Origin of the sequence: Streptomyces sp. B93 (genome assembly GCF_018070565.1) — a bacterium.
Classification (GTDB): Bacteria; Actinomycetota; Actinomycetes; order Streptomycetales; family Streptomycetaceae; genus Streptomyces.
Map to the genome: position 1 here is coordinate 1 of NZ_JAGPXL010000065.1, position 21,037 is coordinate 21,037.

Here is a 21,037-nt window from a genome sequence, read left to right on the forward strand (position 1 = left end):
CACCCCTACCGCCCCCAACTCCCCCCGAACCCCGCAGCCAACGGCATCCGCAACCCCAACGGCGGCGGCGCGGCCAGCGCGTCCCGCACCGGCCGCGAGAACGCCCGCCCGAACAACGCCCCCATCACGAAGTCCTCAGCGAGCGCCAGCACTTCCCGCCGGTGCTGCGCCAACCGATGCCGGTCGGAGTGCACTTCGAACCGGCACACCTCCCGGTTCGCCTTCTTCGCCCGCGCCGCCAGCCGGAACGACAGCTCGGGATCGGTCCGTTCGTCGTTCGTGCCGTGCACGATCAGCACCCGCCGCCCCACGAGCTGCTTCACCGGTTCGGGTGGCGCCGCCACATCGTCCTCGGGCAGCCAGGGCGCGATCGCCAGAACGGAGCTGACGGCCTCGTGCCCGCCCGCGTGCAGCGCGGCCCGCCCGCCCATGTCCCGCCCGACGAGGCAGACGGGGACGTCGCCGTAGCGTCGTAGCACCTCGTCGACGGCCCAGGTGGCGTCCCGCGCCGGATGCGCCTCGCTGCCGTTCCAGCCGCGGTAGCGGTAGTGGACGACATGGACGGCCAGCCCCTCCGCGCCCCCGACCCGCGCCAGCCGCCGCCCCAACGCGCGTACGGAGGCGGTCGCGAGGAGGGGGGACGGTCTGCGGCCGGAGACCTCGTCGCCGCCGGGGAGCAGCAGCACCACGCCGCTGACCGCCGTCGGCTCGGGACCGAACGCCCGCCCCAGCCGGGCCCTGCGAACCGCCGTCGCTTGCTGTGCCATGACAGAACAGTGTCAGAAGCACCGGTGTACGCGACCCGTCCGTGCGGTCACCGTTACGTATCGGCGGAACTGTACAGCGAGCGATCTACGCGCGTAGGAGTTAGAGTGCGAAAATGACGAGCCAGACTGACCGGAACCAGCCCGCCAGGACGGACGACATCCAGCCCTCCCAGGCACCCCAAACCCCCCAAACCCCCCAGGCCACTCCCGCCACCCACACCCCCAAGGCCACCGGGGCCACCCACGCCACCCAGACCACCCAGACCACCCGAACCAACAACACCCCCACCCCGGAGCAGATCCTCCACGCCCCCAAGGTCCTCCTGCACGACCACCTCGACGGCGGCCTGCGCCCCGCCACGATCGTCGAACTGGCCCAGGAGACCGGCTATCCCCACCTCCCCGAGACCGACCCCGAGAAGCTCGGCGTCTGGTTCCGGGAGGCCGCCGACTCCGGCTCCCTGGAGCGGTACCTGGAGACCTTCTCGCACACCGTCGGCGTCATGCAGACCCGCGACGCCCTCGTCCGCGTCGCCGCCGAGTGCGCCGAGGACCTCGCCGCGGACGGCGTCGTCTACGCCGAGGTCCGCTACGCCCCCGAACAGCACCTCGCCGCCGGACTCACCCTCGAAGAGGTCGTGGAAGCCGTCAACGAGGGCTTCCGGGAAGGCGAACGACGAGCCCACGACAACGGCCACCGCATCCGCGTGGGCGCCCTCCTCACCGCGATGCGGCACGCCGCCCGCGCCCTGGAGATCGCCGAACTCGCCAACCGCTACCGCGACCTCGGCGTCGTCGGCTTCGACATCGCGGGCGCGGAGGCGGGCTACCCGCCCACCCGGCACCTCGACGCCTTCGAGTACCTCAAGCGGGAGAACAACCACTTCACCATCCACGCCGGTGAGGCCTTCGGGCTCCCCTCCATCTGGCAGGCCCTCCAGTGGTGCGGCGCCGACCGCCTCGGCCACGGCGTCCGCATCATCGACGACATCGAGGTGCGCGACGACGGCACGGTCACCCTCGGCCGACTCGCCTCCTACGTCCGGGACAAGCGCATCCCGCTGGAGCTGTGCCCCAGCTCCAACCTCCAGACCGGCGCCGCCAGCTCCTACGCCGAGCACCCCATCGGACTGCTGCGCAGGCTCCACTTCCGCGCCACGGTCAACACCGACAACCGGCTGATGTCGAACACGTCCATGAGCCAGGAATTCGAGCACCTGGTCGAGGCATTCGGTTACACACTCGACGACATGCAGTGGTTCTCGGTCAATGCTATGAAGTCAGCATTCATTCCTTTCGATGAACGACTGGCCATGATCAATGACGTGATCAAGCCCGGATACGCATCCCTGAAATCCGAATGGCTGTTCCGCTGAGCAAGCCCTGACCAGCACAATCACCCACCCCCACCCTCCATCTGGCATTCCACGCAAGCGCCCCGCATTCACAACCCGTCCGCATTTCGATGTTTGCGACGGACGGCCCGGCGTGTTTACGTTCCTGGACCGCTCCCATTCAGTTCCGTTCCCAAGGACGTTATTCACCATGAAGCAGTCTGCTGCCAAGTCCCTCGGTGTCGCCGCGCTCGGTGCCGCCTTCGCCGCCGCCGGCGCGGGCGCCGCGAACGCCGCTCCGGACCTCGCCGGCGTCAGCAACCAGGCGCTGGACACCGTCACCAGGACGCTGCCCGCGGAGAACGTCGAGAGGGCGGTGCCGGGCAGCAGCCAGGCGCTCGCCCAGGGGCAGCGCGTACTGGGCACCGGCATCACGGCCGCGCAGCCCGCCGTCCAGCAGCTGCTCGCCGAGGGCCCGACCGGCCCGGCCGCCGCGCTCCTCGGCGGTCTGCCGACGCAGGGCCTCCCCGTGAAGGGCACGCCGGTCAACGGCCTCCCGCTGGGCGGCTGACCCACCCCACCGCACACGCGCCGACGGGGCGCACCCCTGCCCAAGGGGTGCGCCCCGTCGCTGTGTTCGACGCTCTCACCAGGCCGTGCGCGTGGCCTTGTCCTCGGACGGCAGCAGGATCCACAGCGCGATGTAGAGCAGGAACTGTGGCCCCGGCAGCAGGCAGGAGAGCAGGAAGATCACCCGCATCGTCGTCGCGGAGGTGCCGAAGCGCTGGGCCAGTGCGGCGCACACGCCGCCGATCATGCGGCCGTTGGTGGGGCGGACGGGGCGGGACATGGCTGCTCCTTCGGTTACGACATCCGTCGACTCATCTCATCCACCCTCAACGGTACGGAAACGAAGCGGGCAAAGCGTCGCTCTACGGGGCGATCCCGACCCTGGGAATCGTCGGGGTCCGACCCTGAGCCACCTCATCCGGAGGGGGCGGCACCCCCGGCCCCGACGCCGACACCCCCCTACGGCGCAGCCAGGCGCGCCCCGCGGGCACCACGGCGAGGTGCGCGAGCCCCACGCCCACGGTGTTCAGCAGCAGCGAGTCGACGTCCACGACCTGCCCCGGCACGCCCGTCTGCAACAACTCGATGGTCAGCGACAGCAGGGCGCCCGCCGCGACCGTACGGAACAGGGACGCCCACGGCGACACGGCCAGCCTGCCACCCGCCAGCGGCAGCAGCACACCCAGCGGGGCGAGCAGCGCCAGCCCCTCACCGATGCGCAGCGCCGCGTCGGGCCAGCCCAGTGCCAGATCGGCCCGGATACCCGCGAACGGCCGCAGATTGGCGGGCATCACCCAGGGGACGTCCAGGGGGCGCAGCGTGAACCAGGCGACGAACGCGAGAAACGCGACGAGGAGGACACCCCCTGTCACACGGACGTGGATCGCGGCGCTGCCGCCCATGGAGCCTTGACGCTGCACGAACCCCTAGACGCGCCCCCCGGCACGATCGGTTCCGGCCCGCCCCCCTCCGACCGGATGAGGCATGCGCCACACCGGCCGCAGACCCGCGGACCGGAAGACCCCTCACCCGGTCCCGACCTCCCGTGACGGCGGTTCCCCGGTGCCGGGCCGGGCCCGGACCTCCTCCGTGCACTCGTACCGGCGCAGCGAGTCCCCCTGCGGCCCGCCCAGGATCACCGATCCGTCGCCCTCGGCGGCCTCCGAGTCCGAGAACGTGCACACGATCTGCGCGAACGCGTACGCGGACAGGTCGCCCGGAGCGCTGCTCAGCCGCAGGGTGTCCTCGGGGTCCCCACGCCGCGGCCCGCTCACCTTCGTACCGGGCCGTACGTGCGTGGTGTACCCGGCCTCCTTCGCCGCGGTCGACGGCGTGCGGGCCAGTTCGTCCAGCAGGGCCTGCGCCACCAGCACCCGCTGCGCGGCCTCGGAGTCGCCCTCCGGGACCCGGACCGTGCGGTCCACGGTCACCAGGGAGGACCCGCACAGCAGGAACACCCGCACCGGCATCCCGCCCGTGGACTGCGTGGTGACATCGGTCCCGGCGAGCGAACACCGCGCCCGTGACGGGGCCGGACCGAAGTCCGTCGGCACCTCCGTGGGCCGTATCCCGCACCCGGCGAGCACCGCGGCCACCACGGCGAGCACGGGGAGGAGCGCCATCCTCCGCCGTACGCCCATCACGCGTCCCCCTTTTCCGTAGCGCCCCTCGTCGTGCCCTTCACGGTGCCGCCCGCGGTCTCCCCCTCGGCCGCCGACACCACCTCGGAGGCGTCCCGCGGCAGCCGCAGCGCGAACACCGCGCCCCCGTCCGGCGAGTTGGCGGCGGTGATCTCGCCGCCGTGGATGTGGGCGTTCTCCAGGGCGATGGACAGGCCGAGGCCGCTGCCCTCGGAGCGCGGCCGGGATGCGCTCGCCTTGTAGAACCGGTCGAAGACGTGCGGCAGCACGTCCTCCGGGATGCCCGGCCCGTGGTCCCGCACCCGGATGACGACCTCGTCGGTGGACTCCTCCACCCGCACCGAGACCCGCACCGGCGACCCCCCGTGCTTGAGCGCGTTGCCGATCAGGTTGGCGAGGATGACGTCCAGCCGCCGTGGGTCGATACGGGCGTGGATACCGCGTTCCGCGTCCAGCTCGACCGCGTCCAGCCAGGCACGGGCGTCGATGCAGGCGGTGATCTGGTCGGCGATGTCGACGTCGTCGAGGACGAGCCGGGCGGTGCCCGCGTCGAAGCGGGTGACCTCCATCAGGTTCTCCACCAGGTCGTTCAGCCGCCGGGTCTCGCTGACCACCAGCCGCACCGCGGGCTCGATCATCGGGTCGAGACCGCCGCTCTCGGAGTCCAGTTCCTCCTCCAGCACCTCGGTGACGGCGGTGATCGCGGTCAGCGGGGTCCGCAGCTCATGGCTCATGTCCGCGACGAACCGCCGGGACGCGGCCTCCCGCGCCGCCATGTCGTCGACCCGTTTCTCCAGCGCCTCCGCCGCGCTGTTGAACGTCCGTGACAGGTCGGCCAGTTCGTCCGTCCCCGACACCCGCAGCCGGGTGTCCAGCTTGCCCTCCCCGAGCCGCCGCGCCGCCACCCCGAGCCGGTGCACCGGCTTCAGTACGGTCGTGGCGGCGGCCTGCGCGAGCAGCGCCGAGCCGATCAGCGCCAGGCCGGTGGCGATACCGAGCGACCAGGCCAGCGAGTTGAGGTCCTTGGCCTCCGGCTCCAGCGACTTCAGCATGTACCCCGTCGGCCCGCCCCCGATGACCCGGGTCCCGGCCACCAGATAGGGCGTGCCGTCGTCCACGATCCGCTGCCAGTACAGGTGGTACGGCGACTTGTTGCCGGAGTCGAGCGGCTGCTCCTTGTTCACGGCGGTGCGCAGCGACTCGGGCACGTCGCCCAGCGTGAAACCGTTCAGGCCGCCGGAACCGCCGTACACCGTCCTGCCGTCGGCGTCCTCGGCGACCAGCAGCACGGTGAAGTGCTGCCCGCCGGTGGCCATCAGACCGGCGGCGCGCTGGAGTTCGTCCTGCGTGGGATGGTCGGGCAGCGCGCTCGCCCGGTTCCCCATCTCGCTCTCGAAGTCCCGCAGCACGGCGTCCTGGGCGCGGGTGAGCACCGCCTCCCGGTTGAGCCAGTAGGCGATGCCCGACGCGGACACCGCCGCGGTCAGCGCGACCAGGCCGAACACCACGACCAGCCGCAGCCGCAGACTGGTCAGGCGCAGCCGCGACCATATCCCCTTGCGTGTGAGGGCGGCGGACCAGCCGCGCGACCCTCCGTGCACATGTTGCTCCTGTGTCACTGAGGCGGATCCAGCCGGTAGCCGACACCACGCACGGTACGGATCAGGGTCGGGGACGACGGCACGTCCTCCACCTTGGCGCGCAGCCGCTGGACACAGGCGTCCACCAGCCGGGAGTCACCGAGATAGTCGTGCTCCCACACCAGCCGCAGCAACTGCTGCCGGGACAGCGCCTGCCCCGGCCGACGGCTCAGCTCCAGCAGCAGCCGCAGCTCGGTGGGGGTGAGCTGGAGATCGTCACCGTTCTTGGTGACGGTCATCGCGGCCCGGTCGATCACCAGGCTGCCGAACGTGGCGGCGTCGTTCGACTCCCGCTCGCCGCGCCGCAGCACGGCCCGGATGCGGGCGTCCAGCACCCGCCCCTGCACGGGTTTGACGACATAGTCGTCGGCGCCGGACTCCAGGCCCACCACCACGTCGATGTCGTCGCTGCGCGCGGTCAGCAGGATGATCGGCAGCTGGTCGGTGCGCCGGATGCGGCGGCACACCTCGAACCCGTCGATGCCGGGCAGCATCACATCCAGCACGATCAGGTCCGGCCGCTGCTCACGCAGCAGCTTCAGACCGTCCTCACCGCTGGCAGCGGTCGCCACCCGGTGTCCCTGGCGCGTCAGAGACAGTTCCAGGGCCGTACGGATGGCGTCGTCGTCCTCGATCAGCAACAGGGAAGGCACGGGGGTCATTCTGGCCCATGGGGGGTGGGGGTTTCGACACCTGTACGGCGACGTAGCGACCGCACTGCGTCAGCACGCCGTTCTGTGCGCGTCCCGTGAAGATCGTACGAACGGGCCCTGTGACAGGTCTGTGACAGTCGACGGACACGGCGATGAAGTGCTCGCGGCAAGCTTTTCGACACAGCACGGAAGCCAGACCGAACACCGGAAGTCCACGACGGGGGGCGCGAGATGAACACGCTGCACGGCAACAGCACCAGCGCAGTGATCACTCGGCTGCACGACGTGAGCCGGGGTTCCGAGAAGTCCGGTGCCGTGAGCGGGCGGGGGTGCGCTCGCGGCACCGGGCGTCAGCACACCGGCTTCATGACGGTGGTTGACGCACCGACGGGGGTCACGGGGGAGACACACGGGGGACCCGCGTACAGGGTGGAAACGGGAGAGCGGCGCCCGGCGACGCAGTCCACGGACGCGGAAGCCGCGTTCACGGCCTACGTCCAGGAGCGCCGCGCCTCCCTGTACGCCACCGCCTACCACCTGACCGGCGACCGGTTCGAGGCCGAGGACCTGCTCCAGAGCGCGCTGTTCTCGACGTACCGGGCGTGGGACCGGATCAGCGACAAGGCGGCCGTCGGCGGCTACCTCCGCCGCACGATGACGAACCTGCACATCAGCGCGTGGCGCCGCCGCAAGCTGAACGAGTACCCGACCGAGGAGCTGCCGGAGACCGTCGGCGACACGGACGCGATGCGCGGTACCGAGCTGCGCGCGGTCCTGTGGCAGGCGCTGGCCCGGCTCCCCGAACTCCAGCGCACCATGCTGGTCCTGCGCTACTACGAGGGCCGCACGGACCCGGAGATCGCGGAGATCCTCGACATCAGCGTCGGCACGGTCAAGTCCAGCATCTGGCGGTCGCTGCGCCGGCTGCGCGAGGACGAGGTCCTCAGCTTCGGCCGGGACGAGGAGGACGCCTTCGGCGAGCTGGTCGCCTGAGGCCGAGGAGAGGCGCGGAAAAAAGTTCGGGAAAGTCCGGGGCCCGGGTGTATCACGGGGGGAGTCCGGGACTCCTGACTAATGGAGACGGGAACCTGGGGGGGTTCCCTCTCCGCTCCACGGGGGAGCACCACGGGGATCACGGGGGATCCACGGGGGACACGGGGGAAGCACCACAGGGGTTCGGGGGAGCCCCGCGGGGATGCGGGACTGGAGGGCCGGGGGGTCCGTCCAGTCCCGCTTCTCTGTGTGTACGTCCCCTCGCGTGTACGTCCCTCAGGCCGCCGTACGCGTCGACGGCGCACAGCGGCCCGCCGCCGCTGCGGCCAGGCGGCCCATCGCCTCGTCCCGGTCGCAGGCGTACGCGCCGAGCGCCGTCTGGCGGGCGATGATCGTCCGTTCCTGGCGCATCAGCCGCCAGCCGCGGCGCAGCAGGAAGGGCACGGACTTGCGGCCCTCCCTGAGGTCGCGCAGGAAACGGCGGCGGAAGGTCCGCACCGGGCCCCGGCTCAGGCAGAGCGCGTCGGCGAGGACACCCAGTTCGCGGCAGCGGGTGACGATCTCGGCGGCGAAGATGCCCTCCGCGATGAACAGCGGGGTCCGCCCGATGTCGACGCCGTCCTCCCCGGTGCGGGCGCTGAGCGAGATGTCGTACACGGGGACCTGCGTACGGCCCGTGCGGCACAGCTCGGTGATCGCGGTGACGGCGGCGTCCGCGTCCCAGGAGCCGGGGTGGTCCCAGTCGATGTCCGAGCTGTCGGCCACCAGCGGCAGCGTCGGGTCGGTGCCCTCCTTGTAGAAGTCGTCGAGCCGCAGCACCGGGAGACCGGAGCGGGCCGCGAGGAGGGACTTGCCGGAGCCGGAGGGGCCGCAGAGCAGCACGACTCGCGCGGGTATGGGCGGATGGGAACTCACGGGACACCAGTGTGAGGCATCCCCCGGCCCGTCAACGACCCCGCGGGTCGGCTTTGAAGCCCGCGTCACACGTCAAATACCCTACGTGTTGAATCGATTACTCAGAGCATGTAGAGAAGGTGGCGGCCATGACGGTCCGTAACGACTCCCCCCAGCCCACTCCCCAGCCCGCCGCCCGGCGGGCGTTCGCCGTGCTCGCGACCGCGGGCGTGGCCCTGGGCGCGGGCACCGGCTCGGCCGTCGCGGCGGAGGCCGAGCAGATGCTGGGCGTGGTGAACTACCGGCCCACCGCGATGGGCGAGATCGACCCGGGGGCCGGCCTCCAGGCGCTGACGGGCACGGTGGGCTACGTCACCGGCCCGGTCGCGGGCCTCAAGCCCAACCCCCTCGCCGGTACCGGTGTCGACCCCCTCGACAACGGCGTCGGCACCCAGCTCGCCGACTTCCAGCCGCTGACCTCCCAGACCCTGACCCGCCCCATCGCCCAGGCCCCGTCCCTGGGGAGCGTGCCGGTGCTGGGGCAGGTGACGGGGGTGCTGGGCGGCTGAGGCCACCTAAAGGGAGCCGTCCCGGACGCCGTTGACGAACGGTTGCCAGGCGGCTCCGGCCAGGAGCAGGACGGGGCCGGTGGGGTTCTTGCTGTCGCGGACGGGGATGGTGCCGGGGACGTCATCGCAGACTTCGATGCACTCATCCCCGGCCTGGTTTCCGCTGTACGTGGACTTGCGCCAGCGGGCGGTGCTCAGATTTGGGGTGGCTCGCATGGCTCGTACGTCTCCATCGTCGCTTTGATCAGCGCCCGGGACTCCCTCGGGGGGAGCGCGTTGGCCTTCATCAGATCGTACTCTCGCACGCGCTGCGTGACGGTTTCCCGGTCGTCGAAGACCTCACCGTTCCTCGGCCCCTCCTGGTACACGGTGGTCGAGTTGTCCGGAAGTGTTAGGAGGATGAGCGTGCCGTTCATCAGCGGGCACGCGCCCGCGTCGAACGGAACGACTTGGATCGTGGTGCGGCGGGTCTCTGCCAGGCTCAGCAAGGACGCGAGTTGTTCACGCATCACCCCCGGCCCCCCCACGGCCAGCCGCAGCGCTGCCTCGTTGAGAACCCACCAGAAGTCTGGCGGGCAGTGACGCCGCAGGATCTCCTGGCGGCCCAGGCGGGCAGCCACAAGGCTGTCGATCTCCTCCTTACTGATACCAGGGTCGCCCTTGGAGAACAGCGCCCGCATGTACGCGGGCGTCTGAAGTAGCCCAGGGATGAGGCTCGCGTTGAACGACTGAATCCGCGCCGCCCGCGCCTCCAACTCCAGGCAATGGTCGAACCGCCTCGGCGTGTGCTCCCGTTTCACCGCCCCCCACAGCCCCTGGAACAGCTCCCCCGTCCCGAACGCCGCGTCCAGCTTCTCCGAGATCGGAGGGAGGGGGAGCCGTTCGCCCGTCTCCACGCCGTGCAGGTGCGTCTTGCTGTAGTTGACGATGTCCGACAGGCGGTCCAACGACAGGCCCGTGAGCTGGCGTTGGCGGCGCAGTTCCACGCCGTACAGGTCGCGGGCCGAGCGGGCGGGGTCGAGGTCGCGGGTGGGGTGGGTCATGGCGGGGCTCCCTTGCCGAGTGGGACGACACACTCCGTTCACGGTAGTCGCGGTGGGTGACCGTGTGTGTGCGAAAGGTGAACATCGGAGTGGGGGAGCTGTTCCGTGGTGCGTTTCGGAACACCGTCACCCTGTCCGTGCTGAGGAGCCGAGCGTTTCGCTGGGTGTGCAGAACAGCGAGAGCGCGCTCTAGGAGGTACCCATGGCAGTCCGACGCCCCACGGCGACGGTTCCGGTCGGTCAACTCGCCTACGACACCCGGCGGGAGCGGCGCGGAGTCGTCATGGATCACCAGGACGGGTTGGTGTGGCTGCGGCCCGAGGGAGGCGGGACGGAGTGGACCGCGCGGCCCGAGGACGTGGAGCCGAGGGGCATCAGTGAGCGGGTTGCCCGGGTCAACGCCCGGAGCAGAGGAGAGGTTCTCTGAGCGGGTGACAGAAGGGCCGCGACTCCTCCGGACGGAGAGGAATCGCGGCCCTGGTGCGGGGGCGTGGCCGTCAGTACGCCGAGCCCGAGGCGCCCAGCGAACCGGTCGGGTGCCACACCGTCTTGGTCTCCAGGAAGGCCGTCATCCGGTCGGTGCCGGGCGTCCGGAAGTAATCCACAGGCTGTGGACGCAGGACGCGCTTGAGGTTGTCGGCCGCGGCGATCTCCAGGTCCTTCGCCAGTTCGGCGTCGGCGCCCGTGAGGTCGATCGCGTTGACGTCCTGGTGGGCGGCGAGGGGTGCCGCGATCTCCGCCGTGCGGCCGGAGAGGACGTTGACGACGCCGCCTGGGACGTCGGAGGTGGCCAGCACCTCGGCGAGGGAGAGAGCCGGGAGGGGGGACTTCTCGGAGGCGATGACGACCGCCGTGTTGCCCGTCGCGATCACCGGGGCGACAACCGAGACCAGGCCCAGGAACGACGACTCCTGGGGGGCCACGACCGCCACCACGCCCGTCGGTTCGGGGGAGGAGAGGTTGAAGAACGGGCCCGCGACCGGGTTGCCGCCGCCCACGACCTGGGCGATCTTGTCGGTCCAGCCCGCGTACCAGACCCAGCGGTCGATGGTGGCGTCGACGACCGCGGACGCCTTCGACTTCGACAGGCCCTCCGCGTCGGCCACCTCGCGGGTGAACTGGTCCCGGCGGCCCTCCAGCATCTCCGCGACGCGGTAGAGGACCTGGCCGCGGTTGTAGGCGGTCGCCCCGGACCAGCCGCCGAACGCCTTGCGGGCCGCGACCACGGCGTCCCGGGCATCCTTGCGGGACGACAGGGGCGCGTTGGCCAGCCAGTTGTTCTTCGAGTCCGTCACCTCGTACACCCGGCCGCTCTCGGAACGCGGGAACTTCCCGCCGACGTACAGCTTGTAGGTCTTGAAGACGGAGAGTCGGGTCACATCAGACATCGAGGTACGCCTCCAGGCCGTGGCGGCCGCCCTCGCGGCCGAAGCCCGACTCCTTGTAGCCGCCGAACGGCGAGGTCGGGTCGAACTTGTTGAACGTGTTGGACCAGACGACGCCCGCGCGGAGCTTGTTCGCGACCGCGAGGATGCGCGAGCCCTTCTCCGTCCAGATGCCCGCCGAGAGGCCGTACGGGGTGTTGTTGGCCTTGGCGACGGCCTCGTCCGGGGTGCGGAAGGTCAGGACGGAGAGGACCGGGCCGAAGATCTCGTCCCGGGCCACCGTGTGCGCCTGGGTGACGTTCGTGAAGAGCGTCGGGGCGAACCAGTAGCCGGATGCCGGGAGTTCGCAGGACGGGGACCAGCGTTCGGCGCCCTCCGCCTCGCCCTGGTCGGCGAGGGCGGTGATGCGGGCGAGCTGTTCGGCGGAGTTGATCGCGCCGATGTCCGTGTTCTTGTCGAGGGGGTCGCCGAGGCGGAGGGTGGACAGGCGGCGCTTCAGGGACTCCAGCAGCTCGTCCTGGATCGACTCCTGGACCAGCAGACGGCTGCCCGCGCAGCAGACCTGGCCCTGGTTGAAGAAGATGCCGTTGACGATGCCCTCGACGGCCTGGTCGATCGGGGCGTCGTCGAAGACGATGTTGGCGCCCTTGCCGCCCAGTTCCAGGGTGAGCTTCTTGCGGGTCCCGGCCACCGTGCGCGCGATCTCCTTGCCGACGGCCGTCGAGCCGGTGAAGGCGACCTTGTCGACGTCCGGGTGCGCGACCAGGGCGGCGCCCGCGCGGCCGTCGCCGGTGACGATGTTGACGACGCCCTTCGGCAGGCCCGCCTGGCGGCAGACGTCCGCGAAGAAGAGCGCGGAGAGCGGGGTCGTCTCGGCGGGCTTCAGGACGACCGTGTTGCCGGTGGCGAGCGCCGGGGCGATCTTCCACGCCAGCATCAGGAGGGGGAAGTTCCAGGGGATGACCTGGCCCGCGACGCCCAGCGGGCGGGGGTTCGCGCCGAAACCGGCGTGGTCGAGCTTGTCGGCCCAGCCCGCGTAGTAGAAGAAGTGCGCGGCGACCAGGGGGAGGTCGGCGTCCCTGGTCTCCCTGATCGGCTTGCCGTTGTCCAGGGTCTCCAGGACGGCCAGCTCGCGGCTGCGCTCCTGGATGATCCGGGCGATGCGGAAGAGGTACTTCGCGCGTTCCGTGCCGGGCAGCGCCGACCACTTCTCGAACGCCTTGCGGGCCGCCCGCACCGCGCGGTCGATGTCCGCCTCGTCCGCCTGGGCGACCTCGGACAGGACCTCCTCGGTGGCCGGGGAGACCGTCTTGAAGACCTTGCCGTCCGCCGCCTCGGTGAACTCGCCGTCGATGAACAGGCCGTAGGACGGGGCGATGTCGACGATCGCGCGGGACTCGGGTGCGGGGGCGTATTCGAATGCCGATGCCATGGTGATCAGTCCACCGTCACGTAGTCGGGGCCGGAGTAGCGGCCGGTGGCCAGCTTCTGACGCTGCATCAGCAGGTCGTTCAGGAGCGAGGACGCGCCGAAGCGGAACCAGTGGTTGTCCAGCCAGTCCTCGCCGACGGTCTCGTTGACCAGGACCAGGAACTTGATCGCGTCCTTGGAGGTGCGGATGCCGCCCGCGGGCTTCACGCCCACCTGGACGCCCGTGGTGGCCCGGAAGTCCCGTACGGCCTCCAGCATCAGCAGGGTGTTCGCCGGGGTCGCGTTCACCGCCACCTTGCCGGTCGAGGTCTTGATGAAGTCCGCCCCGGCCAGCATGCCGAGCCAGCTCGCGCGGCGGATGTTGTCGTACGTCGACAGCTCGCCGGTCTCGAAGATGACCTTGAGGCGGGCGCTCGTCCCGCAGGCCTCCTTCACGGCGGTGATCTCGTCGTACACCTTCAGGTACTTGCCCGCGAGGAACGCCCCGCGGTCGATGACCATGTCGATCTCGTCCGCGCCCGCGGCGACCGCGTCCCGGACGTCGGCCAGCTTCACCTCGAGGGCGGCGCGGCCCGCCGGGAAGGCGGTGGCGACCGAGGCGACCTTGACCGAGGAGCCCGCGACGGCCTCCTTGGCGGTGGCCACCATGTCGGGGTAGACGCAGACCGCGGCCGTGGCGGGGGCCGTACGGTCGGTCGGGTCGGGGTGGACCGCCTTGGCGCCGAGCGCCCGGACCTTGCCGGGGGTGTCCGCGCCTTCCAGCGTCGTCAGGTCGACCATGGAGATGGCCAGGTCGATGGCGTACGCCTTGGCGGTCGTCTTGATGGAACGGGTGCCGAGAGAGGCCGCGCGCGCCTCCAGGCCGACCGGGTCGACGCCGGGCAGCCCGTGGAGGAACCGGCGCAGCGTGCTGTCGGACGCGGTGACGTCCTTCAGGGTGTGCGCCGCGGTGGCCGCTGTGGTGGGTGCAGAGGTGGGCATGGTCACCAGACGAGCATATCTACGCGCGTAGCGGCTGTACAGCCCTCCGGCTCCGTCCCTGGCGGCGGCCCCCTGGGGGCCCACCGCTGACGAGGGGCGTCCGGGGCGTCGTGCAGAATCGGGGGCATGAGCACCCCCGAAGACCAGTCACCTGGGCCGCGGCCCGAGTCGCCCCGCACCCGGGACCGGATCTACCGGTCACCGGCCGCACTCGTCGGCGGTGCGCTGCTGCTCGCGGTGATCGGCTGGCTGGGCATCGACGCCGTGGTGACCGGCGAGGGGCGCACGCCCTGGCTGGCGCTGGCCGTGCTGCTGCTCGTGGTGCCGCTGGTGGTCGCCTTCACGCTGCGGCCCGCCGTGTTCGCCGGTGAGGACCGGCTGCGGGTGCGCAATCCCTTCCGGGTGATCGAGCTGCCGTGGGGCGAGGTCGTCTCGCTGCGGTCCGGGTACACCAACGAGGTCGTCGTGAAGTCCGGGACCAAGTACCAGCTGTGGTCCATCCCGGTGTCGCTGCGGGCGCGCAAGAAGGCCGCCCGGCAGCAGGCCCGGCGGGAGGCCGAGGCCCGGGGCGAGGGGCGCAGGCGAGGGTTCGGGTTCGGGTTCGGTGGCGGCTTCGGCGGGCTCGGGGGCGTGGACGCCGCCGCCACCGCTGATCAGGGGCCGGTGCGGGCCGAGACCGACCAGGTGATGGACGAGCTGCGCGAGATGCTCGCGGCGCGGGAGAAGGCGGCCGGGTCGCAGGGCGAGGTGTCCGTGCGGTGGGCCTACGAGGTGGTGGGGCCCGCGGGGGTCGGGCTGGTGCTGTTGGCGGTCGTGCTGGCGGTGCTCTGACCGTGGTGGTTCGACCGCGGTGCCCGGAGCGACGGGGGGCGGGGGCGGGTCAGCCCTGAAGGCCGACCCGCCGTGGGGCGTTCTCAGAGGCCCGCTGCCGTCGACAGGTCTCGCTTGATCGCGGTCAGGAGGTCCGTCGCCCTGGCCCGGGCCGCCGGGAGGGCGGTGTGGTCGGGGACCGGGATCACCACCTCCAGGTAGCACTTCAGCTTGGGCTCCGTGCCGCTCGGGCGGACGATCACGCGGGCGCCGTCGAGGGTGTAGCGCAGGCCGTCCGTGGGCGGGAGCGTGGCCGTGCCCCGGGTGAGGTCCTCCGCGTGGGTGACGGAGAGGTCCCCGAGCGTCGTCGGGGGGTGCTCGCGGAGGCGGGTCATGGCGTTGGCGATGACGGAGAGGTCCTGGACGCGGACCGAGAGCTGGTCGGTGGCGTGCAGGCCGTGCTCCACGGCGAGGTCGTCGAGGAGGTCGAGGAGGGTACGGTCCTCCGACTTCAGGACCGAGGCCAGTTCCGTGATGAGGAGGGCGGCCGTGATGCCGTCCTTGTCGCGGACGCCGTCCGGGTCGACGCAGTAGCCGAGGGCCTCCTCGTAGCCGTAGCGGAGGTCGTCGACGCGGGCGATCCACTTGAAGCCGGTGAGGGTCTCCTCGTGGGGGAGGCCCGCCTTGGCCGCGATACGGCCGAGGAGGGAGGAGGAGACGATCGACTCGGCGAACGTGCCGCGGGCTCCGCGGGCCACCAGGTGGGCGGCGAGGAGGGCGCCGACCTCGTCGCCGCGGAGCATGCGCCAGGTGCCGTCGTCCTTGACGGCCACGGCGCAGCGGTCGGCGTCCGGGTCGTTGGCGATGACCAGGTCCGGGTCGGTCTCGGTGGCCTTGGCGAAGGCGAGGTCCATCGCGCCGGGCTCTTCCGGGTTGGGGAAGGCGACGGTGGGGAAGTCCGGGTCGGGGTCGGCCTGCTCGGTGACGAGGGCCGGCTCCGGGAAGCCCGCCCGGGCGAAGGCGGCGAGGAGGACGTCCTTGCCCACGCCGTGCATGGCCGTGTAGACGGTGCGGGCGGTGCGGGGGGTGCCGGGGGAGAGGACGGCGTCCGTGCGGGCCAGGTAGGCGTCGAGGACGGAGTCGTCGAGGGTGTCCCAGCCGGTGGTGGGGCGGGGGACGCTGGTGAGGGTCCCGATCGCGTCGATCTCGGCGGCGATGTCGGTGTCGGCCGGGGGGACGATCTGGGAGCCGTCGCCGAGGTAGACCTTGTAGCCGTTGTCGCGGGGTGGGTTGTGGCTGGCGGTGACTTCCACGCCTGCCACGGCGCCGAGGTGCCTTATGGCGAAGGCGAGGACGGGGGTGGGGAGGGGGCGGGGGAGTACGGCCGCCCTGAGGCCGGCGCCGGTCATGACGGCGGCGGTGTCGCGGGCGAAGTCCGCGGACTTGTGGCGGGCGTCGTAGCCGATGACGACGAGGCCGTTGTGGGTGCCCTGCTTCCTGAGGTACGCGGCGAGACCGGCGGCGGCGCGGATGACCACCGAGCGGTTCATGCGCATGGGGCCGGCGCCGAGTTCGCCCCGGAGGCCTGCGGTGCCGAACTGGAGGGTGCCGCTGAAGCGGGCGGTCAGTTCGGCGGTGGCGCCCGCGTCGATGAGCTTGGCCAGCTCGTCGCGGGTTTCCGGGTCGGGGTCCTCGGCCAGCCATGCCTGGGCCCGTGCGAGGAGATCGTCGTGCACGTTCGGTCCAACCTCTCGGTGTGTGGTGGGTACTGCGGTATGCCTGCGGCGGCCCGCCGGTGTGGTCTGTGGCGTGCGTAGCGCATTCCGGCCGGTGGTGGGTCGGGGCCGCGCCGGGGGGTGTCCGTCCTCGGAACCGCGCGATCCGCCAACTGGGTCCCTACCGGGGTTTTCCGCGCGAACCACTGCGGGCGGACACCCCCCGACACGTCCCCTTCCGTCGTACGGCGGGTGCGGGCCGTCGCCCGCCGCCCACGGCTGTCCACGGCTGCCCACGGCTGTCCTCGCTGCGGTGCTGTCTCCGCGCTGCTGCGGGCAGTCGTGCCGCAGGGCGGCACGGGTGGGCGCAGCGGCACCCCGTCGCGCCGGGTTGCGCAACGCCCCGGCCAGCACCCGCGCCGAGCGCCCGGTCGCGCCTGGGTGTGCAACGTCCGTGGTCCGCAGCCGCGCCGGGCACCTCGCGCAACCGGCTACAACCGCTCCAGCACCCGCTCCAGCAACGCCCCCATCCGCGTCGCCGAGTCGCGTCCGGCCTGGAGGACCTCCTCGTGGTTGAGGGGCTCGCCCGTCATCCCCGCCGCGAGGTTCGTGACGAGGGAGATGCCCAGCACCTCCGCCCCCGCCTCACGCGCCGCGATCGCCTCGAGGACGGTCGACATGCCGACCAGGTCCGCGCCGATCACGCGGGCCATGCGGATCTCCGCCGGGGTCTCGTAGTGCGGGCCGGGGAACTGGGCGTAGACGCCCTCCTCCAGCGTGGGGTCGACCTCCTTGCACAGGGCGCGCAGGCGGGGGGAGTAGAGGTCGGTGAGGTCGACGAAGTTCGCGCCGATGATCGGGGAGGTCGCCGTGAGGTTGATGTGGTCGCTGATCAGGACCGGCTGGCCGGGACGCATGCCCTCGCGCAGGCCCCCGCAGCCGTTGGTGAGGATCACGGTCTTGGCGCCGGCGGCCACCGCGGTGCGGACGCCGTGGGCGACGGCGGCGACGCCCCGGCCCTCGTAGTAGTGGGTGCGGCCGAGGAAGACCAGGGCGCGCTTGTCGCCGATGCGGTACGAGCGGATCTTGCCGCCGTGGCCCTCGACCGCCGGGGGCGGGAAGCCGGGCAGGTCGGTGACCTGGAGTTCCGCTTCGGGGACGCCGAGGGCGTCGACCGCCGGTGCCCAGCCGGAGCCCATCACGAGGGCGACGTCGTGGGACTCGGCGCCCGTGAGTTCGCGCAGGCGAGCGGCGGCGGCGTCGGCGGCGGCGTGGGGGTCGCCCTGGATGTCGTCCGGGAGAAGAGATGCGTTCACGTCGATGAGGGTAGCCGGTCTGGGCCTACGCGCGTAGATGACAGACCTCACGGGATGGGCCCTGTTTGGTTGTGGGTTCTGACCAGACCGCTGTCAGCAGGGGCGTTTGCGCAGCTCCATGACGTAGTCGTGGGGGGCTCCGGCGGATTCGGCGGCGTCGGCGATTTCGCCCAGGTAGCGGGCCGAGGGGAGGCCGCCCTCGTAGGTGTCGAGGACGTACGTCCAGGCCTGGTCCTCGCCGTCCAGGGTGTGGACGCGCACGTTGCGCAGCCGGCGGTAGATGCCCAGGCCCACGCCCTCCCAGCGGTCGAGGGACTCCTCGTCCATCGGGGCGATGTCGTAGAGGGCGACGAAGACCTGGCTGACCGGGTCCTCGACCAGTGTCGCCAGCGCGCCCTCCCAGCCCAGGTGCTCGCCGCCGAAGGTGAGCCGCCAGCCGTTGAGCCAGCCGGTGGCGCGCAGCGGCGAGTGCGGGGCGCGGCGCGTCATCAGCCGCGCGTCGAGATTGCCGGCGTAGGCGGCGTAGAGCGACATGGGGAGAGGGTACGGCAGGGGGCACGGGCGTCACTCCGGTAACGGAAGGCGCTTGGGTGGCCCCCAGGGCGGCCGCATGGTGGCGCGTGCGGGACAATGGAGTACGTGACTCGGATCGTGATCATCGGTGGCGGACCCGGCGGATACGAAGCGGCCCTGGTGGCGGCGCAACTCGGCGCGGAGGTGACCGTCGTCGACCGCGACGGTCTGGGCGGGGCGTCGGTGCTGACCGACTGCGTGCCGTCGAAGACCCTCATCGCCACGGCCGAGGTGATGACCACCTTTGACTCGTCGTACGAGGAGCTGGGGATCATCGTCGCCGATGACACTCCCCACATCGAGCAGGCCGCCCGGGTGGTGGGGGTCGACCTCGGGAAGGTCAACCGGCGTGTGAAGCGGCTCGCGCTGGCGCAGTCGCACGACATCACCGCCGCCGTGACGCGGGCCGGTGCCCGGGTCATGCGGGGGCGGGGGCGGCTGGAGGGCATGCAGGCCCTCGACGGGTCCCGGAAGGTCGTCGTCACCGCGGCTGACGGGAGTGAGGAGACCCTCGTCGCGGACGCGGTGCTCGTCGCTACTGGCGGGCATCCTCGTGAACTGCCGGATGCCCGGCCCGACGGGGAGCGGATTCTCAACTGGACCCAGGTGTACGACCTCGATGAGCTGCCCGAGGAGCTGATCGTCGTCGGGTCGGGTGTCACCGGTGCCGAGTTCGCCGGCGCCTACCAGGCGCTCGGGTCCAAGGTGACGCTGGTGTCGTCGCGGGACCGGGTGCTGCCGGGTGAGGACCCGGACGCCGCCGCCGTGCTGGAGGAGGTCTTCCGGCGGCGGGGGATGAACGTGATGGCGCGGTCGCGCGCGCAGTCCGCCAAGCGGGTGGGGGATCGCGTCGAGGTCACGCTCGCCGACGGGCGGGTCATCGCCGGGTCGCACTGTCTGATGGCCGTGGGTGCCATTCCCAACAGCGCCGGGATGGGGCTGGAGGAGGCGGGCGTCAGGCTGCGGGACTCCGGGCACATCTGGACCGACAAGGTGTCGCGGACCACCGCTCCGGGCGTGTACGCGGCCGGTGATGTCACCGGGGTGTTCGCGCTGGCGTCCGTCGCCGCCATGCAGGGGCGGATCGCCATGTACCACTTCCTCGGTGACGCCGTCGCCCCGCTCAACCTGAAGACGGTCTCGTCGAACGTGTTCACCGATCCCGAGATCGCGACCGTGGGGTACAGCCAGGCCGACGTCGACGCCGGGAAGATCGACGCCCGGGTGGTGAAGCTGCCGCTGCTGCGCAACCCGCGCGCCAAGATGCAGGGGATCCGGGACGGCTTCGTCAAGATCTTCTGCCGGCCCGGGACCGGGATCGTGGTGGGGGGTGTGGTCGTCGCGCCGCGCGCCTCCGAGCTGATCCATCCGATTTCGCTTGCCGTGGACAACAACCTGACCGTGGAGCAGATCGCGAACGCGTTCACCGTGTACCCGTCGCTTTCGGGGTCGATCGCCGAGGTCGCGCGGCAGCTGCACACCCGTAAGGCGAGCGCGGAGGCCTGACGGCCGAAAGTGACTCTTCGCTGGTCACGGGGAGTCGCGGGGTGGGCGGACGGCATAGGCGGGTGGACTAGGCCCCTATACCACCTCCACCCCTACCGTGCGAACAACTTCTGTTATTCGGCGCAAACTGCTGAAACCAGACGGTCGTTGGGGTTACTGTCAGTTTCGTGTTCGCTGCAGAACGTCGCCAATTGATCCTCGAAATGGTGCGAGCGAACGGAGCCGTGTCGCTCCGGGAGCTCGCCCGCGTCGTCCAGACCTCCGAAGTGACCGTACGGCGGGACGTGCGCGCACTGGAGGCAGAAGGACTCCTCGACCGCCGGCATGGCGGTGCGGTACTGCCGGGCGGGTTCACGCGGGAGTCCGGCTTTCCGCAGAAGTCTCATCTCGCGACCGCCGAGAAGACGGCCATCGCCGATCTCGCCGCGGGCTTCGTCGAAGAGGGCGAGGCCATCGTGGTCGGGGCGGGTACCACGACCCAGGAACTGGCTCGGAGGCTCGCTCGGGTCCCGGGGCTGACCGTCGTCACCAACTCGCTGCTGGTGGCCCAGGCGCTGGCCCACGCCAACCGCGTGGAGGTGGTGATGACCGGGGGCACCCTGCGCGGGTCCAACTACGCCCTGGTGGGCAGTGGGGCCGAGCAGTCGTTGCAGGGGCTGAGGGTCTCCCGGGCCTTCCTCTCCGGGAGCGGGCTCACCGCCGAGCGTGGGCTCTCCACGTCCAACATGCTCTCCGCGTCCGTCGACAGGGCGCTGGTCCAGGCGGCCGCCGAGGTCGTCGTGCTGGCCGATCACACCAAGCTGGGCACGGACACCATGTTCCAGACCGTGCCGACCGATGTGATCACCCGGCTGGTGACCGATGAGCCCCCGGCCCATGACGACCGTGCCGCCACCGAACTCCAGGCCCTGGCCGACCAGGGCGTCCAGATCGCCGTGGCGGGTCCGCAGGGCGGCTCGGGAAACGTGGTGGGGGGTGAGCCCGCCGCGGCGCGTCAGCAGCGCCGGGACGTGCCGCTCCCCTCCCCCCGTCGCGGCCAGGTCCAGGGGACGGCGCCGTCCCTCCGCAGCCTCGGTGAGCAGGCGCCCGGCGGTGAGCGGGGGGCCAGGGTCGCCGACCTGCGGCGGAGGTGAGCCGGTGAGCGGGCGGGCGCTGATACGCGAAGGCGCCCGGCGGGCTCGGTTGTGCCGGCCGCCGGGCGCCCTGTGGTGCTTGTG

Annotated in this window: 23 protein-coding genes; 8 read left to right on the top strand and 15 right to left on the bottom strand. The window is 71.4% G+C overall.

The annotated features are described in order from the left end of the window. Positions 1–5: 5 nt before the first annotated feature. Positions 6–767 (bottom strand): alpha/beta hydrolase, encoded by a 762-nt coding sequence (locus tag KBY47_RS33480; protein ID WP_210927935.1) that lies wholly within the window; start codon positions 765–767, stop codon positions 6–8. A 113-nt stretch (positions 768–880) separates the two neighbouring features. Here KBY47_RS33480 and KBY47_RS33485 point away from each other — a divergent pair, with 113 nt between their 5' ends. Next, positions 881–2,143 carry an adenosine deaminase gene (locus tag KBY47_RS33485; protein ID WP_247695628.1) on the top strand — a complete coding sequence of 421 codons (1,263 nt, stop codon included), beginning with the start codon at positions 881–883 and terminating at the stop codon, positions 2,141–2,143. 169 nt (positions 2,144–2,312) lie between these two features. After that, entirely contained in the window at positions 2,313–2,672 is a 360-nt protein-coding gene (locus KBY47_RS33490; RefSeq protein WP_210927938.1) for an ATP-binding protein, read from the top strand. 75 nt (positions 2,673–2,747) lie between these two features. On the opposite strand, the gene KBY47_RS33495 is transcribed toward KBY47_RS33490, so the two are convergent. From KBY47_RS33495 to afsQ1, 5 genes are all read right to left on the bottom strand, one after another. Beyond that, entirely contained in the window at positions 2,748–2,951 is a 204-nt protein-coding gene (locus KBY47_RS33495) for a PspC domain-containing protein (RefSeq protein ID WP_210927940.1), read from the bottom strand. 82 nt (positions 2,952–3,033) lie between these two features. Further along, positions 3,034–3,591 (bottom strand): VanZ family protein, encoded by a 558-nt coding sequence (locus tag KBY47_RS33500; RefSeq protein WP_210927942.1) that lies wholly within the window; start codon positions 3,589–3,591, stop codon positions 3,034–3,036. A gap of 105 nt (positions 3,592–3,696) precedes the next feature. Further along, positions 3,697–4,311 carry a hypothetical protein gene (locus tag KBY47_RS33505; RefSeq protein WP_210927944.1) on the bottom strand — a complete coding sequence of 205 codons (615 nt, stop codon included), beginning with the start codon at positions 4,309–4,311 and terminating at the stop codon, positions 3,697–3,699. Continuing rightward, complete coding sequence (locus tag KBY47_RS33510) at positions 4,311–5,912, bottom strand: ATP-binding protein (RefSeq protein WP_374103146.1); 1,602 nt, start codon at positions 5,910–5,912, stop codon at positions 4,311–4,313. The genes KBY47_RS33505 and KBY47_RS33510 overlap by 1 nt, the downstream gene beginning before the upstream one ends. Positions 5,913–5,926: 14 nt before the next feature. Continuing rightward, complete coding sequence (gene afsQ1, locus KBY47_RS33515; protein ID WP_210927948.1) at positions 5,927–6,604, bottom strand: two-component system response regulator AfsQ1; 678 nt, start codon at positions 6,602–6,604, stop codon at positions 5,927–5,929. 231 nt (positions 6,605–6,835) lie between these two features. On the opposite strand from afsQ1, the gene KBY47_RS33520 reads away from it, so the two are divergent. Then, complete coding sequence (locus KBY47_RS33520; RefSeq protein ID WP_210927950.1) at positions 6,836–7,597, top strand: SigE family RNA polymerase sigma factor; 762 nt, start codon at positions 6,836–6,838, stop codon at positions 7,595–7,597. Positions 7,598–7,873: 276 nt separating this feature from the next. Here KBY47_RS33520 and KBY47_RS33525 read toward each other — a convergent pair whose 3' ends face one another. Continuing rightward, entirely contained in the window at positions 7,874–8,581 is a 708-nt protein-coding gene (locus KBY47_RS33525) for a uridine kinase (protein ID WP_210927952.1), read from the bottom strand. A 59-nt stretch (positions 8,582–8,640) separates the two neighbouring features. Here KBY47_RS33525 and KBY47_RS33530 point away from each other — a divergent pair, with 59 nt between their 5' ends. Then, positions 8,641–9,060, top strand: a complete 420-nt coding sequence (locus KBY47_RS33530) for a hypothetical protein (RefSeq protein ID WP_210927954.1) — start codon at positions 8,641–8,643, stop codon at positions 9,058–9,060. Between the two features lie 6 nt (positions 9,061–9,066). Here KBY47_RS33530 and KBY47_RS33535 read toward each other — a convergent pair whose 3' ends face one another. Together KBY47_RS33535 and KBY47_RS33540 are read right to left on the bottom strand one after the other, a co-directional pair. Next, complete coding sequence (locus KBY47_RS33535) at positions 9,067–9,276, bottom strand: DUF397 domain-containing protein (protein WP_210927956.1); 210 nt, start codon at positions 9,274–9,276, stop codon at positions 9,067–9,069. After that, complete coding sequence (locus KBY47_RS33540) at positions 9,255–10,103, bottom strand: helix-turn-helix transcriptional regulator (protein WP_210927958.1); 849 nt, start codon at positions 10,101–10,103, stop codon at positions 9,255–9,257. Before KBY47_RS33540 ends, KBY47_RS33535 begins: the two co-directional genes overlap by 22 nt. A 202-nt stretch (positions 10,104–10,305) precedes the next feature. Here KBY47_RS33540 and KBY47_RS33545 point away from each other — a divergent pair, with 202 nt between their 5' ends. Beyond that, entirely contained in the window at positions 10,306–10,530 is a 225-nt protein-coding gene (locus KBY47_RS33545) for a hypothetical protein (protein ID WP_210927960.1), read from the top strand. Between the two features lie 70 nt (positions 10,531–10,600). Here the strand turns inward: KBY47_RS33545 and KBY47_RS33550 are convergent, their stop codons facing one another. The 3 genes from KBY47_RS33550 to deoC are packed head-to-tail and all read right to left on the bottom strand — an operon-like array spanning position 10,601 to position 13,900. Beyond that, complete coding sequence (locus tag KBY47_RS33550) at positions 10,601–11,491, bottom strand: aldehyde dehydrogenase (protein ID WP_210927961.1); 891 nt, start codon at positions 11,489–11,491, stop codon at positions 10,601–10,603. Then, the gene (locus tag KBY47_RS33555) at positions 11,484–12,920 is read right to left on the bottom strand and encodes an aldehyde dehydrogenase family protein (protein ID WP_210927963.1); all 1,437 of its coding nucleotides are present in this window, start codon (positions 12,918–12,920) and stop codon (positions 11,484–11,486) included. The genes KBY47_RS33550 and KBY47_RS33555 overlap by 8 nt, the downstream gene beginning before the upstream one ends. Positions 12,921–12,925: 5 nt before the next feature. Then, positions 12,926–13,900, bottom strand: a complete 975-nt coding sequence (gene deoC / locus KBY47_RS33560; RefSeq protein ID WP_210927965.1) for a deoxyribose-phosphate aldolase — start codon at positions 13,898–13,900, stop codon at positions 12,926–12,928. A gap of 126 nt (positions 13,901–14,026) precedes the next feature. Here deoC and KBY47_RS33565 point away from each other — a divergent pair, with 126 nt between their 5' ends. Continuing rightward, the gene (locus KBY47_RS33565; protein ID WP_210927967.1) at positions 14,027–14,731 is read left to right on the top strand and encodes a PH domain-containing protein; all 705 of its coding nucleotides are present in this window, start codon (positions 14,027–14,029) and stop codon (positions 14,729–14,731) included. Positions 14,732–14,814: 83 nt separating this feature from the next. Here KBY47_RS33565 and KBY47_RS33570 read toward each other — a convergent pair whose 3' ends face one another. The 3 genes from KBY47_RS33570 to KBY47_RS33580 all read right to left on the bottom strand — a co-directional run bounded on the left by KBY47_RS33570 (position 14,815) and on the right by KBY47_RS33580 (position 18,275). Continuing rightward, entirely contained in the window at positions 14,815–16,446 is a 1,632-nt protein-coding gene (locus KBY47_RS33570; RefSeq protein WP_210927969.1) for a phospho-sugar mutase, read from the bottom strand. A gap of 470 nt (positions 16,447–16,916) precedes the next feature. Then, positions 16,917–17,741 (bottom strand): purine-nucleoside phosphorylase, encoded by an 825-nt coding sequence (locus KBY47_RS33575; protein WP_210927971.1) that lies wholly within the window; start codon positions 17,739–17,741, stop codon positions 16,917–16,919. A 93-nt stretch (positions 17,742–17,834) separates the two neighbouring features. Beyond that, positions 17,835–18,275, bottom strand: coding sequence for a gamma-glutamylcyclotransferase (locus KBY47_RS33580; RefSeq protein WP_210927973.1), 441 nt, complete (start codon positions 18,273–18,275; stop codon positions 17,835–17,837). Between the two features lie 96 nt (positions 18,276–18,371). Here KBY47_RS33580 and KBY47_RS33585 point away from each other — a divergent pair, with 96 nt between their 5' ends. Both KBY47_RS33585 and KBY47_RS33590 read left to right on the top strand, forming a co-directional pair. Next, the gene (locus tag KBY47_RS33585) at positions 18,372–19,820 is read left to right on the top strand and encodes an NAD(P)H-quinone dehydrogenase (RefSeq protein WP_210927975.1); all 1,449 of its coding nucleotides are present in this window, start codon (positions 18,372–18,374) and stop codon (positions 19,818–19,820) included. A gap of 167 nt (positions 19,821–19,987) precedes the next feature. Beyond that, the gene (locus KBY47_RS33590) at positions 19,988–20,953 is read left to right on the top strand and encodes a DeoR/GlpR family DNA-binding transcription regulator (protein WP_210927977.1); all 966 of its coding nucleotides are present in this window, start codon (positions 19,988–19,990) and stop codon (positions 20,951–20,953) included. The last annotated feature ends 84 nt before the right edge of the window (positions 20,954–21,037 follow it).

Bases quoted from the DNA above. Each gene is read 5' to 3' on its own strand.
- KBY47_RS33530 (WP_210927954.1), top strand. From the start codon at position 8,641: ATGACGGTCCGTAACGACTCCCCCCAGCCCACTCCCCAGCCCGCCGCC.
- KBY47_RS33505 (WP_210927944.1), bottom strand. From the start codon at position 4,311: ATGGGCGTACGGCGGAGGATGGCGCTCCTCCCCGTGCTCGCCGTGGTG.
- KBY47_RS33545 (WP_210927960.1), top strand. From the start codon at position 10,306: ATGGCAGTCCGACGCCCCACGGCGACGGTTCCGGTCGGTCAACTCGCC.
- KBY47_RS33485 (WP_247695628.1), top strand. From the start codon at position 881: ATGACGAGCCAGACTGACCGGAACCAGCCCGCCAGGACGGACGACATC.
- KBY47_RS33550 (WP_210927961.1), bottom strand. From the start codon at position 11,491: ATGTCTGATGTGACCCGACTCTCCGTCTTCAAGACCTACAAGCTGTAC.
- KBY47_RS33480 (WP_210927935.1), bottom strand. From the start codon at position 767: ATGGCACAGCAAGCGACGGCGGTTCGCAGGGCCCGGCTGGGGCGGGCG.
- KBY47_RS33535 (WP_210927956.1), bottom strand. From the start codon at position 9,276: ATGCGAGCCACCCCAAATCTGAGCACCGCCCGCTGGCGCAAGTCCACG.
- KBY47_RS33580 (WP_210927973.1), bottom strand. From the start codon at position 18,275: ATGTCGCTCTACGCCGCCTACGCCGGCAATCTCGACGCGCGGCTGATG.
- KBY47_RS33565 (WP_210927967.1), top strand. From the start codon at position 14,027: ATGAGCACCCCCGAAGACCAGTCACCTGGGCCGCGGCCCGAGTCGCCC.
- KBY47_RS33495 (WP_210927940.1), bottom strand. From the start codon at position 2,951: ATGTCCCGCCCCGTCCGCCCCACCAACGGCCGCATGATCGGCGGCGTG.
- KBY47_RS33585 (WP_210927975.1), top strand. From the start codon at position 18,372: ATGGAGTACGTGACTCGGATCGTGATCATCGGTGGCGGACCCGGCGGA.
- KBY47_RS33555 (WP_210927963.1), bottom strand. From the start codon at position 12,920: ATGGCATCGGCATTCGAATACGCCCCCGCACCCGAGTCCCGCGCGATC.
- KBY47_RS33520 (WP_210927950.1), top strand. From the start codon at position 6,836: ATGAACACGCTGCACGGCAACAGCACCAGCGCAGTGATCACTCGGCTG.
- deoC (WP_210927965.1), bottom strand. From the start codon at position 13,900: ATGCCCACCTCTGCACCCACCACAGCGGCCACCGCGGCGCACACCCTG.
- KBY47_RS33490 (WP_210927938.1), top strand. From the start codon at position 2,313: ATGAAGCAGTCTGCTGCCAAGTCCCTCGGTGTCGCCGCGCTCGGTGCC.
- KBY47_RS33540 (WP_210927958.1), bottom strand. From the start codon at position 10,103: ATGACCCACCCCACCCGCGACCTCGACCCCGCCCGCTCGGCCCGCGAC.